At 58.0% G+C, this 14,972-nt stretch carries 15 protein-coding genes, 1 other RNA gene and 1 riboswitch; of the genes, 11 read left to right on the top strand and 5 right to left on the bottom strand.

Features of this window, described 5'->3' with window-relative positions; translation table 11 throughout:
- Positions 1-43: 43 nt before the first annotated feature.
- The 5 genes from ilvD (at position 44) to ACYCZ5_RS07630 (ending at position 5,283) form a co-directional block, all read left to right on the top strand.
- Positions 44-1,894, top strand: coding sequence for a dihydroxy-acid dehydratase (ilvD, locus tag ACYCZ5_RS07650; protein WP_461544460.1), 1,851 nt, complete (start codon positions 44-46; stop codon positions 1,892-1,894).
- Between the two features lie 24 nt (positions 1,895-1,918).
- Positions 1,919-2,542 (top strand): nucleotide-binding protein, encoded by a 624-nt coding sequence (locus ACYCZ5_RS07645; protein WP_461544203.1) that lies wholly within the window; start codon positions 1,919-1,921, stop codon positions 2,540-2,542.
- A 28-nt stretch (positions 2,543-2,570) separates the two neighbouring features.
- Positions 2,571-3,170 (top strand): c-type cytochrome, encoded by a 600-nt coding sequence (locus ACYCZ5_RS07640; RefSeq protein ID WP_461544202.1) that lies wholly within the window; start codon positions 2,571-2,573, stop codon positions 3,168-3,170.
- Positions 3,171-3,311: 141 nt separating this feature from the next.
- Complete coding sequence (locus ACYCZ5_RS07635; protein ID WP_461544201.1) at positions 3,312-3,626, top strand: c-type cytochrome; 315 nt, start codon at positions 3,312-3,314, stop codon at positions 3,624-3,626.
- Between the two features lie 154 nt (positions 3,627-3,780).
- Positions 3,781-5,283: an alanine/glycine:cation symporter family protein gene (locus ACYCZ5_RS07630; protein ID WP_461544200.1), complete on the top strand. Its 1,503-nt coding sequence runs from the start codon at positions 3,781-3,783 to the stop codon at positions 5,281-5,283.
- A gap of 1 nt (position 5,284) precedes the next feature.
- On the opposite strand, the gene ACYCZ5_RS07625 is transcribed toward ACYCZ5_RS07630, so the two are convergent.
- The 5 genes from ACYCZ5_RS07625 to ACYCZ5_RS07605 all read right to left on the bottom strand — a co-directional run bounded on the left by ACYCZ5_RS07625 (position 5,285) and on the right by ACYCZ5_RS07605 (position 7,302).
- Positions 5,285-6,082 carry a sulfite exporter TauE/SafE family protein gene (locus ACYCZ5_RS07625; RefSeq protein ID WP_461544199.1) on the bottom strand — a complete coding sequence of 266 codons (798 nt, stop codon included), beginning with the start codon at positions 6,080-6,082 and terminating at the stop codon, positions 5,285-5,287.
- On the bottom strand, positions 6,082-6,546 hold the full coding sequence (locus ACYCZ5_RS07620) for an EVE domain-containing protein (RefSeq protein WP_461544198.1): 465 nt from the start codon (positions 6,544-6,546) through the stop codon (positions 6,082-6,084). The genes ACYCZ5_RS07625 and ACYCZ5_RS07620 overlap by 1 nt, the downstream gene beginning before the upstream one ends.
- Before the next feature lie 52 nt (positions 6,547-6,598).
- A non-coding RNA gene (gene ssrS / locus ACYCZ5_RS07615) (6S RNA) lies at positions 6,599-6,777 on the bottom strand.
- Positions 6,778-6,790: 13 nt separating this feature from the next.
- Positions 6,791-7,105 (bottom strand): cell division protein ZapA, encoded by a 315-nt coding sequence (locus tag ACYCZ5_RS07610; protein ID WP_461544197.1) that lies wholly within the window; start codon positions 7,103-7,105, stop codon positions 6,791-6,793.
- Positions 7,102-7,302 carry a hypothetical protein gene (locus tag ACYCZ5_RS07605; protein WP_461544196.1) on the bottom strand — a complete coding sequence of 67 codons (201 nt, stop codon included), beginning with the start codon at positions 7,300-7,302 and terminating at the stop codon, positions 7,102-7,104. The genes ACYCZ5_RS07610 and ACYCZ5_RS07605 overlap by 4 nt, the downstream gene beginning before the upstream one ends.
- A gap of 90 nt (positions 7,303-7,392) precedes the next feature.
- A riboswitch (cobalamin riboswitch) is annotated at positions 7,393-7,582 on the top strand.
- Positions 7,583-7,700: 118 nt separating this feature from the next.
- Here ACYCZ5_RS07605 and ACYCZ5_RS07600 point away from each other — a divergent pair.
- The 6 genes from ACYCZ5_RS07600 (at position 7,701) to phoB (ending at position 14,962) form a co-directional block, all read left to right on the top strand.
- Positions 7,701-9,515, top strand: a complete 1,815-nt coding sequence (locus ACYCZ5_RS07600; protein WP_461544195.1) for a TonB-dependent receptor domain-containing protein — start codon at positions 7,701-7,703, stop codon at positions 9,513-9,515.
- A 79-nt stretch (positions 9,516-9,594) separates the two neighbouring features.
- On the top strand, positions 9,595-10,179 hold the full coding sequence (locus ACYCZ5_RS07595; protein ID WP_461544194.1) for a hypothetical protein: 585 nt from the start codon (positions 9,595-9,597) through the stop codon (positions 10,177-10,179).
- A gap of 27 nt (positions 10,180-10,206) precedes the next feature.
- Positions 10,207-11,961, top strand: a complete 1,755-nt coding sequence (gene msbA, locus ACYCZ5_RS07590; RefSeq protein WP_461544193.1) for a lipid A export permease/ATP-binding protein MsbA — start codon at positions 10,207-10,209, stop codon at positions 11,959-11,961.
- Between the two features lie 81 nt (positions 11,962-12,042).
- Positions 12,043-12,645, top strand: coding sequence for a peroxiredoxin C (locus ACYCZ5_RS07585; protein ID WP_461544192.1), 603 nt, complete (start codon positions 12,043-12,045; stop codon positions 12,643-12,645).
- 89 nt (positions 12,646-12,734) lie between these two features.
- Positions 12,735-14,186: a high affinity choline transporter 1 gene (locus ACYCZ5_RS07580; protein ID WP_461544191.1), complete on the top strand. Its 1,452-nt coding sequence runs from the start codon at positions 12,735-12,737 to the stop codon at positions 14,184-14,186.
- Between the two features lie 86 nt (positions 14,187-14,272).
- Positions 14,273-14,962, top strand: a complete 690-nt coding sequence (gene phoB / locus ACYCZ5_RS07575; RefSeq protein WP_461544190.1) for a phosphate regulon transcriptional regulator PhoB — start codon at positions 14,273-14,275, stop codon at positions 14,960-14,962.
- Positions 14,963-14,972 lie beyond the last annotated feature (10 nt).

Raw genomic sequence — 14,972 nt, 5'->3', positions numbered from 1 at the left:
TTAGAATCAACGCTCTGATTATACGTTGCCTGAGAGGCTGAATATGCCGCATTACCGTTCCCGTACTTCCACCCACGGCCGCAACATGGCCGGTGCACGTTCCCTGTGGCGTGCCACAGGCATGACCGAAGGCGACTTCGGCAAGCCCATCATCGCTATCGCCAACTCCTTCACCCAGTTCGTGCCCGGTCATGTGCACCTCAAAGATATGGGGCAGCTGGTGGCGCGTGAGATCGAGAAGGCGGGCGGCATCGCCAAGGAATTCAACACCATCGCGGTGGATGACGGCATTGCCATGGGCCACGACGGCATGCTGTATTCGCTGCCTTCACGCGACCTGATCGCCGATTCCGTGGAGTACATGTGTAACGCACATTGCGCCGACGCGCTGGTGTGCATCTCCAACTGCGACAAGATCACGCCCGGCATGCTGATGGCTGCCATGCGCCTCAACATCCCCGTGGTGTTCGTTTCCGGCGGGCCGATGGAAGCGGGCAAGGTCAACTGGCAGGGCAAGGTTAAAGGCCTGGATCTGGTGGATGCGATGGTGGCCGCTGCCGACAGCCGCGTCAGCGATGAAGAGGTGGATGCCATAGAGCGCTCCGCTTGCCCCACCTGCGGTTCCTGCTCCGGCATGTTCACCGCCAACTCGATGAACTGTCTGACCGAAGCCTTGGGCTTGTCATTGCCGGGCAACGGTTCGCTGGTGGCGACGCATGCCGAGCGCAAGCAGTTGTTCCTGCGCGCCGGCCGCCTGATCGTCGATCTGTGCAAGCGCTATTACGAACAGGACGATGCATCGGTGCTGCCGCGCAGCATCGCGACCTTCGATGCGTTCGAGAACGCCATGACATTAGACATTGCCATGGGCGGCTCGACCAACACCGTACTGCACCTGCTGGCCGTCGCGCGCGAAGCGGGCGTGGATTTCACCATGAAGGATATGGATAGACTCTCTCGCCATGTGCCGACGCTGTGCAAGGTCGCGCCTTCATCCGAATATCACATGGAAGATGTGCATCGCGCGGGCGGTATCGCGGCGATTCTCGGCGAGCTGGACAGGGCGGGTCTGTTGCACGGCGAAGTCGGTTCGGTGCACAGCAAGACCTTGCGCGACGGACTCAAGGAATGGGACATCACACAAACCCAGAACGAGGAAGTGAAGAAGTTCTTCCGCGCCGCTCCTGGCGGCATCATCACCACCATCGCCTTCTCGCAATCCATGCTTTATCCGGAACTAGATGCAGACAGAGCCGCGGGTTGCATACGTGACCAAGCGCACGCCTATTCCAAGGATGGCGGGCTGGCTGTGCTGCACGGCAACATCGCGTTGGACGGTTGCATCGTCAAGACCGCAGGTGTGGATGAAAGTATCTTGAAATTCTCCGGACGTGCGCGTGTGTTCGAAAGTCAGGATGCGGCCACAGCTGGCATCCTCGCCGATCAGATCGTGGCGGGCGATGTGGTCATCATCCGCTATGAAGGCCCCAAGGGCGGCCCCGGCATGCAGGAGATGCTATACCCGACCTCCTACCTGAAATCGAAAGGGCTGGGCAAAGCCTGTGCCTTGCTCACCGACGGACGCTTCTCCGGTGGTACTTCGGGTTTGAGCATCGGCCATGCTTCGCCCGAAGCGGCCAGCGGCGGGGCGATCGGTTTGGTGGAAGAGGGCGATCGTATCGAGATCGATATTCCGAATCGAACCATCGATCTGGCGATCTCTGATGCCGAACTGGCGCGGCGTCGTGCAGCGATGGAAGCGAAAGGCAGCAAAGCCTGGAAGCCGGTCGCGGAACGCCCGCGCAAGATCTCGGCAGCCTTGCGCGCCTACGCTGCGATGGTGACCAGCGCGGACAAGGGCGCGGTGCGGGACGTGTCGCAAGTGGAGAAGTAACCAACAGCTCATGGGGAGGCCATCGTGAAAGCGATCCTGATTGCAAATCCGAAAGGCGGCAGCGGCAAGACGACGCTTTCCACCAATATCGCGGGCTATCTGGCATCGCAGGGGAAGCGCGTCGCCATCCTCGATCTAGATCGGCAGAAGTCTGCGACGCAATGGCTTGCAACGCGTCAGATGGATCTGCCGGGCATCGAATTGATGCAATCTGGCAGTGCACACGATGCGCCGCTTGATTGGCTGGTGATCGACTCCCCGGCGGGCCTGCACGGCAAGAATCTGGAACATGCCTTGAAACTGGTGCACAGGGTGGTCGTTCCCATCGCGCCTTCTGCATTCGATATTCAGGCCAGTCGCGACTTTCTGGAGTCGCTACACCACGAGAAGGCGATCCGCAAAGGCAAGATATTCGTTGGTGTGGTCGGCATGCGCATGGATCCGCGCACTCGAGCAGCGTTGACATTGGAGCAGTTCCTGAAAGGCCTCGATCTGCCCGTACTTGCCTACCTGCGTGAGACACAGGCTTATGTGAATGCCGGTTTTGAAGGAAAGACCTTGTTCGACCTGCCGCCCTCGTTGGCGCATCGCGAGCTGGAACAGTGGTCATTCCTGCTGAACTGGCTGGAGAACGGCGAAGGACTCTGATTCACAATCAACGATGTTGGAGAAGAATATGAAAAAAATATGGATATTGACTGTGTTGCTTGCCTTCGCAGGGTGCCAACCTGATGCGCAACAAAGTCCTGTCGCGCCGCCTGTTGCGGTTGAAAAGGCCGCCACGCAAGAGAAGGCGGTACAAGCTCCAGTGGCACCTACGCCGCAGCAGGCGGCGGCAAGGGACGCGGCAGTCGCTCCGAGTGTGCAGCCTGCCCAGTCCAAACCGGTTGCAGTCAAGCCCGCCATTGTCATTCCATCGCAGGTGACGCCCGTCCAGATGGTGGAGGCTGCCAAGGCTGAAGCAACCGTTGTGAAGGAGCAAGCACCTGTTGTCGTACCTGTGACGCGAGGCGGGCTTTCCGAAGCTGATGCGATCGCTCTGGCAAAGAAGAAGAACTGCTTCGCCTGCCATGCGCTGGATAAGAAGCTGGTCGGGCCGGCTTGGCGCGCAGTGGCTCAAAAGTATCGCGGGCTAGCGGATGCCCAAGCTGTCGTAGAGGCCAAGGTGCGCAAAGGCGGCAAGGGGAATTGGGGCAGTATCGCCATGCCTCCGCAGCCGGCGCTGAGCGGCGAGGAGCTGACCGGACTTGTGCAGTTCGTGCTGCAACTGGAGTGATGCGTCAACCGATCCATAAAATGGTGCGTTAATCGCCTACCGCTTTGTGGTTTGCAATTCGTGCGGGGTTGTTTAGAATGCGGCCGGGGTAATCGCTCCGCTCGTAGTGAAATGTAGTCAAACCAAAAATATGGAGAGAACATGAAATCTATCGTCGTTAGCATGATTGCAGCAGCTGGTCTGATGGTTGCGGGCTCCGCCATGGCAACCGATATGCCGGCAGTCGCAAAGAAGAACAACTGCACCGCTTGCCACAAAGTGGACAAGAAGGTGGTCGGTCCGTCCTGGAAGGATGTCGCCGCCAAGTACAAGGGCGATGACGCAGCTTGGGACAAGGTCGCAACAAAGATCAAGAAGGGCGGCAGCGGCGCATGGGGTTCTATGCCTATGCCGGCTAACCCGAAGGTCAGCGATGCGGACATGGCTGAGATCATCGCTTTCATCAAGGGTCTGTGATCCTTCGAAGTGTGATTGGAAGCAAATAAAAAAGCCGGCGCAAGCCGGCTTTTTTATTGCCGGGTAATCGCCATATGCCAATCGAAGCTTGAGTCTGCGACAGCTTCAGGGTTTAATCGGGCACATGAAACGGGGAGGGGAAGTCGGGATGAGGGTGAATAAGACGATCTTATGGCTGATGACGGGGTTCATGCCGCAGATGGCGTGGGCCGGTGAATCCAGCCTCGATGCGATGTTTGGTTCGATCAACGGTCTATTGGCGCAAGTCATCTTTTTCGACATATTCCCCGGCGAACCTTCGATGCCACTGATCGTCGCATGGCTGATTGTGGCGGCAGTGTTCCTGACGCTGCGTTTCGGTTTCGTCAATCTGCGCATGATGCGCCACGCTTTCCATGTCATCCGCGGCAAATACCGGACGGCGGACGACCAAGGCGAAGTCACATCGTTCCAGGCGCTTTCCACCGCACTCTCCGCCACAGTCGGATTGGGCAATATCGCCGGTGTGGCAATCGCCATTTCCATAGGCGGTCCGGGCGCGACCTTCTGGATGATCGTTGCGGGCTTCCTCGGCATGAGCACCAAGTTCACCGAAGCCAGTCTGGCGCAGATGTATCGTGAGGTGCGTCCCGACGGCCGGTTGATGGGCGGTGCGATGGAATATCTTTCCAAAGGGCTGGCAGAGCACGGTGCACCCCGTACCGGAAAGATATTGGCGATCCTGTTTGCGGTCTTCACTATCCTCGGTTCTTTCGGTGCCGGTAGTGCATTCCAGGTCAGCCAGTCCATGGGGGCGGTCCAGACCCAGATCGAATTCTTTCGCGACTTTCCCATCGCTTATGGTCTGTTGATGGCCGTTGCCATAGGCCTGGTCATCATCGGCGGTCTGCGCCGCATCGCACATGTGGCTGAAGCGGTGGTGCCGACCATGGTCATCATCTATGTGGGGACCTGTCTGTGGATCATCGGCAGCAACGCAGAGCTGGTACCGGAAGCCTTGGGCAAGATCATTACAGAGGCTTTCTCGCCAATCGCGGTAGCCGGTGGCATGGTGGGCGCCATCGTGCAGGGATTCAAGCGCGCCGCGTTCTCTTCCGAGGCGGGGCTGGGGTCGGCAGCGATCGCGCACTCCGCTGCATCGGTGAAATATCCCGTGCGCCAGGGTTTGGTCGCACTGTACGAGCCATTCATCGATACCGTGGTGATCTGTACTATGACCGCGCTGGTGATCATTATCACGGGCGTATACAACGCACCCGAATATGAGGCGATCCGTGCGGCAAGTCAGGGGGCTACTTTGACTTCCATGGCATTCGCCACCGCTTCTGATTGGTTCCCTTCGATACTGGCTCTGTCCGTCGTACTGTTCGCCTACAGTACGGCGATCTCATGGTCGTATTACGGCGAACGGTGTTGGGTGTATGTGTTCGGTGAACGCTATTCCATGTTGTACAAGGCGGTGTTCATCGGCTTCGTGGTGGTCGCTTCGGTGGCGAGCGCAGCCAATCTGGTGGACTTCACCGACCTGCTGGTGCTGTCCATGGCGTTTCCCAATCTGATCGGCCTGTATGTGCTGAGCGGGAAGGTAAAACTCGCCTTGGCCGATTACGAAGCCAAGCTGTCCAGCGGCGAGCTGGATCGTGAGGCGCAACGCTGAATCAGGTCAGTACCTTGAGCAGCAATTTGGTCGCCAGGATAAGCAGCAGCCCGGCAAACAATTTGCGCAACAAGCCCACATTCAAACTATGCGCCGCCCTCGCACCCAAGGGGGCAGTGAGCATGGTGGCGAGCGCGATCCAGAACAGGGCGGGCAGGTAGACATATCCGAAATGCGGAAACGGTAGTGCTGTGATGTGAGCGCCGACGGTGATGTAACCTAAAGTGCCGCCGACTGCGATAGGGAAGCCGATGGCTGAGGCGGTACCGATAGCGTTGCGTATCGACAGGTTGCACCACAGCAGGAAGGGAACGACCAGCGTGCCGCCGCCGATGGAGACCAGACTGCTGATCCAACCTGTGAGGGTGCCGAAGCCAGTCATGCCGCTAACGCCGGGAAGTTGACGCGAGGCGTGCGGGCGTTTGTCGATGAGTATCTGTGCGGCAGCGAAATAGACGAACATCGCAAAGAAGATCCCCAAGCCCTTGGCCGGGATGTTGGAGGCGGTCAATGCGCCGATGGCGGTGCCGAGCAGGATGCCGGGCGTGATGTTGCGCACGACTTGCCAGTTCACCGCGCCATGCTGGTGATGTTTGCGCATGCTGGCGAGCGAGGTGAACAGGATGGTCGCCATCGAAGTGCCGAGCGCAAGATGCATGATGTGTTCAGGCGCGAAACTCTGAGCATCGAACATCAGCAACAACACCGGCACCAGCACCAGCCCGCCGCCAACGCCGAACAATCCCGCCAGAAAACCGGCAACGGCACCCAGCAGCAGATAGGCGACATACCACTCCATCAGTTGTGTACTAACTTGCCCGTGATGAACTTCCACTCCGCCGGGTCTAGCGGAGTGATGGACAAGCGATTGCCGCGTTGCAGGGTACGCATGTTTTCCAGTTCTGGATGTTGTCTGAGTACGTCCAGCGGGATCAGCGCGATCTTCTTCACCAGCCTCACATCCACATTCATCCAGCGCGGCTGTTCGGGTGTGGCTTTGGCGTCGAAATATTTGCTCTTCTGGTCGAACTGCGTGGCATCCGGATAGGCCGGGCTGCACACCTCGGCGATGCCCGCGATGCCGGGTTCCTTGCAGTTGGAATGGTAGAACAGCACGCCGTCGCCGATGCTCATCTGGTCGCGCATGAAGTTGCGAGCCTGATAGTTGCGCACGCCGTACCAAGCGACGGATTGGTCGGGCAGCGTCGCCAGATCGTCGATGCTGACATCGGAAGGTTCGGATTTCATCAGCCAGTAACGCATGGAAGTATCCCTTCAAATGAAAAGTGCGATCCCGAAGGATCGCACTGGAATAAAGGCCCCCGCCTGTGCCGTTGACTCAATATCTTGAACCTGGGTTCAAGAGGGTCGGTTCCCGGTTACATCAGGTGCTTCCGCGAGGGAAGCTCACAACAGTAACTTGAATGGGGCGCAACCTAAGCATTAGCTCATTGGTTCAAAGAATTATGAATCTCACGAACACCGCAGGGGACAAACTGTCGATCGGCTAAAACAACCGATCCTGGTCGACCAAGGCTTCATCGATGGTCGCCTGCATGCCCTGCATTCTACGCTTCAATTCCGCGAGGTCAAAGCCACCGCCGACGCGCGTGGTGAGTAATTCGTGCGCGATGTTGAGTGCAGCCATGATGGCGATACGCTCGACCGAGGCGATCTTGCCGGCATCGCGGATCTCGCGCATCTTCACGTCGAGGTATTTGACCGCATCCAGCAATTCGCCCCGTTCGTCGTCCGGGCAGGCGACACGGAACTCTCGGTCAAGGATGTTCACATCCAGAAAGCTGGTCTTGGTTTCACTCATGATGCTTCGGCGGGAAGTTGGTCGAGGAGTTTTTCAAGGCGCGAGGCGGCTTGGTCGATCTTGTCCTGATGTTTGCGTTGCTCGTTCAGGGCCGAGGCAACATGCTGACGCAATTGCTGGTTCTCGTCGCGCAGGCGCTGATTGAGCTGCACCAGCAGGTGCAGTTTTTGTTCGAGAGAGTCCAAGTCGCTAAGCATGGGCGCACTATAGTTTTTATTTCCCTGTTAAGTCAATCGGTAACGGAATGTTTTGCAAGTATTTTGGAATCGCCGTTTGCCGGCCTGCTACAATCCGCTCCGCTTCAAGGTGCTGAAGGGCGCGAGTCCTTCGGTTAAACGGGAAACAGGTGTAACGCCTGTGCTGCCCCCGCAACGGTAAGCAAGTGTGGGTTCGTCGATATGCCACTGTGCGCAAGCATGGGAAGGCGGCGGACCAAGACTTGTGAGCCCGGATACCGGCCTTGGGCGAGGTTCAGGAAATGCGCGGGAGGCGCATGGATGCCCTGTCTTCAAGGGCTTTCTTCTCTTCTCTCCGCTTTCCTGATTTTGTTCAATGTTCCAACGGGGTCGCTTGGAACTTAAATTTAGGAAGCACCATGAAACAAAAATTCTTTTCCACCGCACTGTTGTTCGCGGTCATTCCCTTGGCGCAAGCCGCAACAGACGGTCTGGACGAAGTGGTGGTCACTGCCACGCGCGCCGAGCAGACACTGGCTAAAACCCTGTCGCACACTACAGTCATCTCTCAACGCGATATTCAGGATTCCGGGGCGGCAGATGTGCCGGCCTTGCTGCGGAATCTGGCTGGTGCGGAAGTGACGCAGAACGGCGGAGTCGGTTCCCAAAGCAGTTTGTTCCTGCGTGGCACCAATTCGAGCCATACATTGGTGCTGCTGGACGGCGTGCGTATCGGGTCGGCCACATCGGGCGCGACTGCCATCGATCAATTGATGCTGGATCAGATCGAGCGTATCGAAGTCGTGCGCGGCAACGCCAGCAGTCTGTACGGGGCAGAGGCCATCGGCGGAGTTGTGCAGATATTCACCAAGCGCGGCAAGGGCGCACCGGCGGCGAGTGCTAGCGCCGGATATGGCACACATGCCACGCGGCGTGCGAGTGCGTCCTTCGGCGCCGAGCTGAATGATGCGAACTTCTATCTGGGCGTGTCAAAATTCGCTACGGACGGTGTATCAGCCGTCAATACTGCAGTGTCCCCTTCTGCCAACCCTGATGCGGACGGATACGACAACACCAGCTTGTCGGCACGCACCGGCTATGCTTTCAATCAGGCACGCCGGATCGACGTGTCGTTGTTTGGCAGCCAGGGAAAGGTGAAGTACGACAATGCCTATGGACTTGCGACAGACACGCACGATAGCGATGCCACCTTGTTGAAATGGTCGCTGAGCTTGACCGATCAGCTGTTGCCCGCTTGGCAAAGCCGGTTGATGCTGGCTCAAGGCGCGGATGATGTCACCAGCTACAAGAATGGAGCTCGTGCTTCGCAATTCAAAACCGTGAATGACCAGTTCTCCTGGCAGAACACGCTGGCTATAGGTGAGCAAGGTGTCTTGTTGTTGGGCGTGGAAAGGTTGAAACAGCGAGTGAGCGGTAGCACCGCTTTCACTATGGATGCCCGTAGCAGCAACAGCTATTTCGCCGGATACACGGGTGACTACGGCGCGCATCAGGTGCAAGCGAATCTGCGTCAGGATCGTTATTCGGATATCGGCACCGCCAATAGCGGCTTGCTGGGCTATGGATTGCAGGTGACGGATAGCTGGCGCATCACGGCCAATGTGTCCACAGCATTCAAGGCCCCGACCTTCAATGACATGTATTACCCGCTCTCCTATGGTTATCAGGGCAATCCAAATCTCAAGCCCGAGCGTGCACGCAATCTTGAGTTGGGCGCACATTACTTGCAGGCAGGGCTGCATCTGGACGCCGCGCTGTTCCGCAACCGCATTCGCGATCTGATCGTGACCAACAGCAGCTATTCTACGACGGACAACCTCGACGAAGCCGTGATTGAGGGGATGGAGTTGGTGTATGGCGTACAACAAAATGGGCTGGAGATCGAAAATACGCTGACGTTGCAAAGTCCGCGCAATGCGAAAACCGGCGCGCAACTATCAAAGCGTGCGCAAACGCTGAATACGCTCACTATCGCCCGCACTTTCGAAACTGGGCGCGCGGGGTTGGAGTGGCATTCAAGCAGCGCCCGAATCGATGGTTCCAACACGCTGAACGCATATAGTGTGATCAACCTGTCTGCTCAATGGGATTTCGCGCCGCACCTGGGCTTGAATGCGCGTGTGGACAACTTGTTCAATGAGGATTACATGCTGGCACACGGCTACAACACCTTGGGGCGAGTCTTTTATGTTGGTTTGAATTACAAGCCGTAACAGGCCGCGCGGCGGATCAACGCCATTTCTGGTAAAGTTCCTGCCAGTGATCGCTGGCAGGAACCTCGGGAGAATCTCAATGAATATTTTGCAAAATAAAACAGTCTGGATCGCATCGGCATTGCTGCTCTTGATGGCAATGACGCGATATAACCACTTTGGTTCGGCAATGGCTTTGCCCGATGCTTCCTACGCAGTGTTCTTTTTGGCCGGGCTCTTCCTTGGCCGAGTGCGCGGTGCATTGGCCATATTGGCGCTACTGATGGTCGAAGCGGCAATGGTCGATTATTACGCGATCAACTTCCGTGAAGTGAGCGGCTATTGTGTGACCTCGGCCTATGCCTTCCTGGTGTTCGCTTACGCCGCACTGTGGTCCGTCGGTCGCTGGTACGCGCCGCGCTATGATCTGACGCTCAAAGGCATGTCAGGCCTGTTGCTGGCCGGTGCGGCGGCGGGCAGTGCGGCATTCATCATCGCCAACGTGAGTTTCTATCTGCTGGCCGGATATTTCGACCGCATGAGCGTTATCCAGTATGTCTCCAGCGTGGCGCAATATTACGGTCCATATGTGGCCGTGGCGGTGTTCTATATCGGTTCTGCAGCTGGCGTACAGATGTTGTTCGCATTGCTCGGTAACAAGACTCGGCAGGCAGATGCACGCTGATCCATCGCTTCAGAGCTCCACCCCCAGATGACCAGCGCGCAACTCTATCTGCGTTTGATGGGTTACGTGCGTCCGCATTGGCGGGCGTTCGCGATCTCTATTCTGGGCATGGTAGTGGCCGCTGCGACCGAGCCCTTGCTGCCTGCATTACTCAAACCCTTCCTCGACGGTACTTTCGTGCACAAAGATGCTGCGGTGATGCACTGGGCGCCCGTATTCATTCTGGTCATATTCTTCGTTCGGGGTATCGCGACATTCTTTGGTTCTTATGCCATCCACTGGGTGGGTAACAAGGTGGTCATGGATCTGCGCGCGGAGATGTTCGGAAAACTGATGTCCTTGCCGACGCGTTACTACGACGATCATGCGACCGGCTCGTTGATCTCCAAACTCACCTACGATGTGACCAATGTCACGGCTGCTGCCACCAGTGTGGTCACTATCGCTATCCGCGATAGCATCATCATCCTAGGGCTGCTGGGCTGGTTGTTCTACCTGGACTGGAAGCTGACCCTGATCTCGCTCACGGTTGCGCCTGTGGTGGCCTGGGTGATCAAAGCGATCAATAGTCGTCTGCGCAGTTCCAGCCGGGACACGCAACAGGCGATGGGTAGCATCACGCAAGTGATCGAGGAAAGTGTGACCGCGCACAAGGTGGTGAAGTTGTTCGGCGGGCAGCATTATGAGCAGCAACGCTTCAATCAGGAGATCAATTGGGTGCGCCGTCATATGATGAAGCAGGCCGCCGCAGCGGTGGCCAACGTCCCCATTGTGCAGATGGTGGCGGCAATCGCATTGTCTTTCGTCATCTATCTGGCTATCGGCCAAGCCCAGAGTGACGCTACCACCGTCGGCAGTTTTCTGTCATTCGTCGCGGCGATGCTGATGCTTACAGCGCCGCTCAAACGTATCACCAGTATCAATGAATTCATCCAGCGCGGCTTGGCCGCTGCAGAAAGTGTCTTTGCTTTGCTGGATACCGCAAGCGAAGTTGACCAAGGGCAATCGCAGTTGGGGCGGGTACAGGGGGCGATACGATTCCAGCACATCGATTTCGCCTATCAACCCGGCGGCAGACCGGTCTTGCACGGCATCGATCTGGACATTCCTGCGGGGCAGGTGGTGGCGCTGGTGGGTGCTTCGGGGAGCGGTAAAAGTACCTTGGCGAATCTGGTGCCTCGTTTCTATGAGTTGAGCGATGGACAGATCCAGATCGATGGGCAGGACATTCATGACGTGACGCTGGCCAGCCTGCGCGCCAACATCGCGCTGGTGAGCCAGGAGGTGGTGCTGTTCAACGACACCATCGCCGCCAATATCGCTTACGGTCAGATGCGTGAAGTGCCGGAGAGCGAGATCGTCGCGGCAGCCACCGCTGCGCATGCGATGGAATTCATCAAGGACATGCCGCAGGGGCTGCAGACGCTGGTCGGGGAGAAGGGCGTGCGCTTGTCCGGCGGGCAGCGTCAGCGCATCGCCATCGCGCGCGCCATCCTCAAGGACGCCCCGATCCTGATCCTGGATGAAGCGACCTCGGCGCTGGACAGTGAGTCCGAACGTCACGTGCAGGCTGCGTTGGAGATACTCATGCGCGGTCGTACCACGCTGGTGATCGCCCACCGTCTTTCCACCATCGAGAAGGCAGACCGCATCGTGGTCTTGAGTAAGGGCGCTATCGTGGAAGCGGGTACTCACGCTGAACTGCTGGCAAAGGACGGCGCGTATGCGCAGTTGTATCGCACCCAGTTCGGCGGGGCGGGCATGCAGGAATTTTCTGCATAAGCCGGTTGACAGCAGGGATACTTCTGGTAAATTCCAAACCCTAGCATTTCACTCAACATTAACCCTTTGATGGAGGTCACCATGGCAGTACTCGTAGGCAAGCAGGCTCCCGATTTCAACGCTGTTACCGTGATGGGCAACAACGAGATCAATGAAACCTTCAACCTGAAGAAGCACATCAGCGGCAAATACGCCGTGGTGTTCTTCTATCCTCTGGACTTCACCTTCGTGTGCCCGTCCGAGCTGATCGCATTCGATCATCGTCTGGAAGAATTCAAGAAGCGCAATGTGGAAGTGATCGGCGTGTCCATTGACTCACAGTTCACCCACTTGGCTTGGAAGAACACAGCAATTGAAAAGGGCGGCATCGGCCAAGTTAAGTATCCTCTGGTCGCTGACATCAAGCACGAGATCTGCAAGGCCTACGACGTGGAAGCCGATGGTGGCGTGGCATATCGCGGTTCTTTCCTGATCGACCGTGCAGGCATGGTGCGTCACCAAGTGGTGAACGACCTGCCGCTGGGTCGTAACATCGACGAGATGCTGCGTATGATCGACGCGCTGCAATTCACCGAAGAGCACGGCGAAGTCTGCCCGGCAGGCTGGAGCAAAGGCAAGGCTGGTATGGGTGCATCGACTGAAGGCGTCGCAAAATACCTGGCAGCACACGCTAAAGAACTGTAAGCGACTCGCTTCCGTTCGACGAAAAGGCTCCTTCGGGAGCCTTTTTGCATCGTGCTCAAGGCTGCTAGAATCCGCGTCGTTCTCAATTCATGCGGATCCTTATCATGCTGGTCGGCTTCGTCTTTCTCTATCTGATCCTCTCCATCGGCGTCGGCATGTATGCCGCTACCAAGGTGCATAACGCGCGCGACTACATCACCGCCGGGCGTTCCTTGCCGATGTACATCGTGCTGGCTATGGTGTTCGCCACCTGGTTCGGCGCCGAGACCGTGCTGGGCATCCCCGCCACGTTCATGGAAGAGGATCTGGGCGGGCTGATCTCCGACCCGTTCGGCGCCGCGCTGTGTCTGGTCCTGTTCGGCCTGTTCTTCGCGCGCAAGCTGTATCGCATGAACCTACTCACCCTCGGAGATTTCTACCGCGAGCGTTTCGGTCACAAGGTCGAAGTCATCGCCGGCATCGCCATCGCCTTGTCCTATCTGGGCTGGGTGTCTGCGCAGGTCACCGCGCTGGGGTTGGTGTTCAACGTGCTGTCGGACGGCAGCATCACACAGGCGCAAGGCATCCTCATCGGCGCGGCCATCGTGCTGATGTACACCCTGTACGGCGGCATGTGGTCGGTGGCGCTCACCACCTTTGTGCAGATGATCGTCATCGTCATCGGCCTCATCTATATCTCAATGTTGCTGGCGGAAATGACAGGCGGTGTCGCGCCGGTCGTGCAGCATGCGGTGGACAACGGCAAGTTCCACTTCTGGCCCGATCTGAACGCGGTGGCTATGGTCGCTTTCATCTCCGGGCTGCTGACCATGGGTTTCGGCTCCATCCCGCAGCAGGACGTGTTCCAGCGCGCGAATGCCTCCAAGAGCGAGAACGTGGCGGTGTGGGGCACGGTGCTGGGCGGCGTGGCATATTTCCTTTTTGCGGCAGTACCACTGTTCATGGCCTATTCCGCCAACCTGATAGACCCGGCTTTGACCGCGCAGTGGATGGCGGATGATAGCCAGAAGCTGCTGCCTGAACTGGTCAAGGTCCATCTGCCGCTGTTCGCGCAAGTGGTCTTCTATGGTGCGCTGCTGTCGGTGATCATGAGTACCGCCTCCGGTACATTGCTAGCGCCTTCCGTCACGCTGTCCGAGAACGTGCTCAAGGGCTGGCTCACCCGCAAGAACCTGTCCGACAAGAAGATGCTGGTGATGACGCGCTGGGTGGTGGGTATCTTCTCTGTGTGCGTCACGCTCTATGCTTTGTGGGCGCTGGATCAGGACACCGGCATCCACCAGATGGTGGAGAACGCTTACAAGGTGACACTGGTGCTGGCTTTCACGCCGCTGGTGGCAGGCTTGTACTGGAAACGCGCCACGACGCAGGGTGCCTACTGGGCGATGGGGCTGGGTGTGGCAGCCTGGTTGCCGATGGAGTTCATCGCGCCCGAGGCGGCGCTGCCGCCCCAATTTGCCGGGTTCTTGATGAGCATTGTCGGTATGGTTCTCGGCTCTCTGCTTTCAAAGCCGGAAAGTCCGGCGCGCGAAACAGTGTAGCCAACATCGTAATATCCGCTGTCATGTTACTGTCACAATAGTTTCATACCATCGTCGGCGAACCGTAAAGAGAGATGGAGCACACGATGACGACAGCCGATATCCTGCTGGTGGAAGACGAACCGGCGATTCAGGAGTTGCTGGCATTCAATATCGCGCAATGCGGCTTCCGCGCGATCAAGGCACAAGACGCGACTTCCGCATTCGCACATATCAATCGTGCATTACCGGACCTGATCCTGCTCGACTGGATGTTGCCGGGCGCGTCCGGTGTCGAGATCGCGCGCAAGCTGCGCGCGGATTCCCGCACACGCGACATCCCCATCATCATGCTGACTGCGCGCACCGACGAGCGCGACAAGATCCTGGGGCTGGAATCCGGGGCGGACGATTACATCACTAAGCCGTTCTCGCCGCGCGAACTGATGGCGCGCATCCGTGCCGTACTGCGCCGCCGCGCCCCGCAGATGAGCGACGAGACCGTGCGCGTGGAAGGCATCGAGCTCTCGCCGACCACACACCGTGTCTCCGCCAACGGCACGAACATCGAACTCGGCCCCACCGAGTTCCGCCTGCTGCATTTCTTCATGACCCATGTCGAGCGCGTCTATAGCCGTGCGCAGTTGCTCGATCAGGTCTGGGGTGACCATGTGTTCGTCGAAGAGCGCACCGTCGACGTGCATATCCGCCGCCTGCGTCAGGCGCTTGAACCCACGGAAACCGACAAGATGGTGCAGACCGTGCGCGGCAGCGGCTATCGCTTCTCCAGAACCTGAGCACGGAGAC

This window comes from Sideroxydans sp. (genome assembly GCF_054604835.1).
Note: the sequence above shows the minus strand (reverse complement) of the source record. Positions and strands in the feature narration are given on the sequence as shown.

What these genes read in the sequence shown, in the direction of transcription:
- ACYCZ5_RS07620 (WP_461544198.1), bottom strand. Translation starts at nt 6,546, where the DNA reads ATGCGTTACTGGCTGATGAAATCCGAACCTTCCGATGTCAGCATCGAC.
- ACYCZ5_RS07625 (WP_461544199.1), bottom strand. Translation starts at nt 6,082, where the DNA reads ATGGAGTGGTATGTCGCCTATCTGCTGCTGGGTGCCGTTGCCGGTTTT.
- ACYCZ5_RS07595 (WP_461544194.1), top strand. Translation starts at nt 9,595, where the DNA reads ATGAATATTTTGCAAAATAAAACAGTCTGGATCGCATCGGCATTGCTG.
- ACYCZ5_RS07605 (WP_461544196.1), bottom strand. Translation starts at nt 7,302, where the DNA reads ATGCTTAGCGACTTGGACTCTCTCGAACAAAAACTGCACCTGCTGGTG.
- ACYCZ5_RS07580 (WP_461544191.1), top strand. Translation starts at nt 12,735, where the DNA reads ATGCGGATCCTTATCATGCTGGTCGGCTTCGTCTTTCTCTATCTGATC.
- ACYCZ5_RS07640 (WP_461544202.1), top strand. Translation starts at nt 2,571, where the DNA reads ATGAAAAAAATATGGATATTGACTGTGTTGCTTGCCTTCGCAGGGTGC.
- ilvD (WP_461544460.1), top strand. Translation starts at nt 44, where the DNA reads ATGCCGCATTACCGTTCCCGTACTTCCACCCACGGCCGCAACATGGCC.
- ACYCZ5_RS07585 (WP_461544192.1), top strand. Translation starts at nt 12,043, where the DNA reads ATGGCAGTACTCGTAGGCAAGCAGGCTCCCGATTTCAACGCTGTTACC.
- ACYCZ5_RS07610 (WP_461544197.1), bottom strand. Translation starts at nt 7,105, where the DNA reads ATGAGTGAAACCAAGACCAGCTTTCTGGATGTGAACATCCTTGACCGA.
- ACYCZ5_RS07600 (WP_461544195.1), top strand. Translation starts at nt 7,701, where the DNA reads ATGAAACAAAAATTCTTTTCCACCGCACTGTTGTTCGCGGTCATTCCC.
- phoB (WP_461544190.1), top strand. Translation starts at nt 14,273, where the DNA reads ATGACGACAGCCGATATCCTGCTGGTGGAAGACGAACCGGCGATTCAG.
- msbA (WP_461544193.1), top strand. Translation starts at nt 10,207, where the DNA reads ATGACCAGCGCGCAACTCTATCTGCGTTTGATGGGTTACGTGCGTCCG.
- ACYCZ5_RS07635 (WP_461544201.1), top strand. Translation starts at nt 3,312, where the DNA reads ATGAAATCTATCGTCGTTAGCATGATTGCAGCAGCTGGTCTGATGGTT.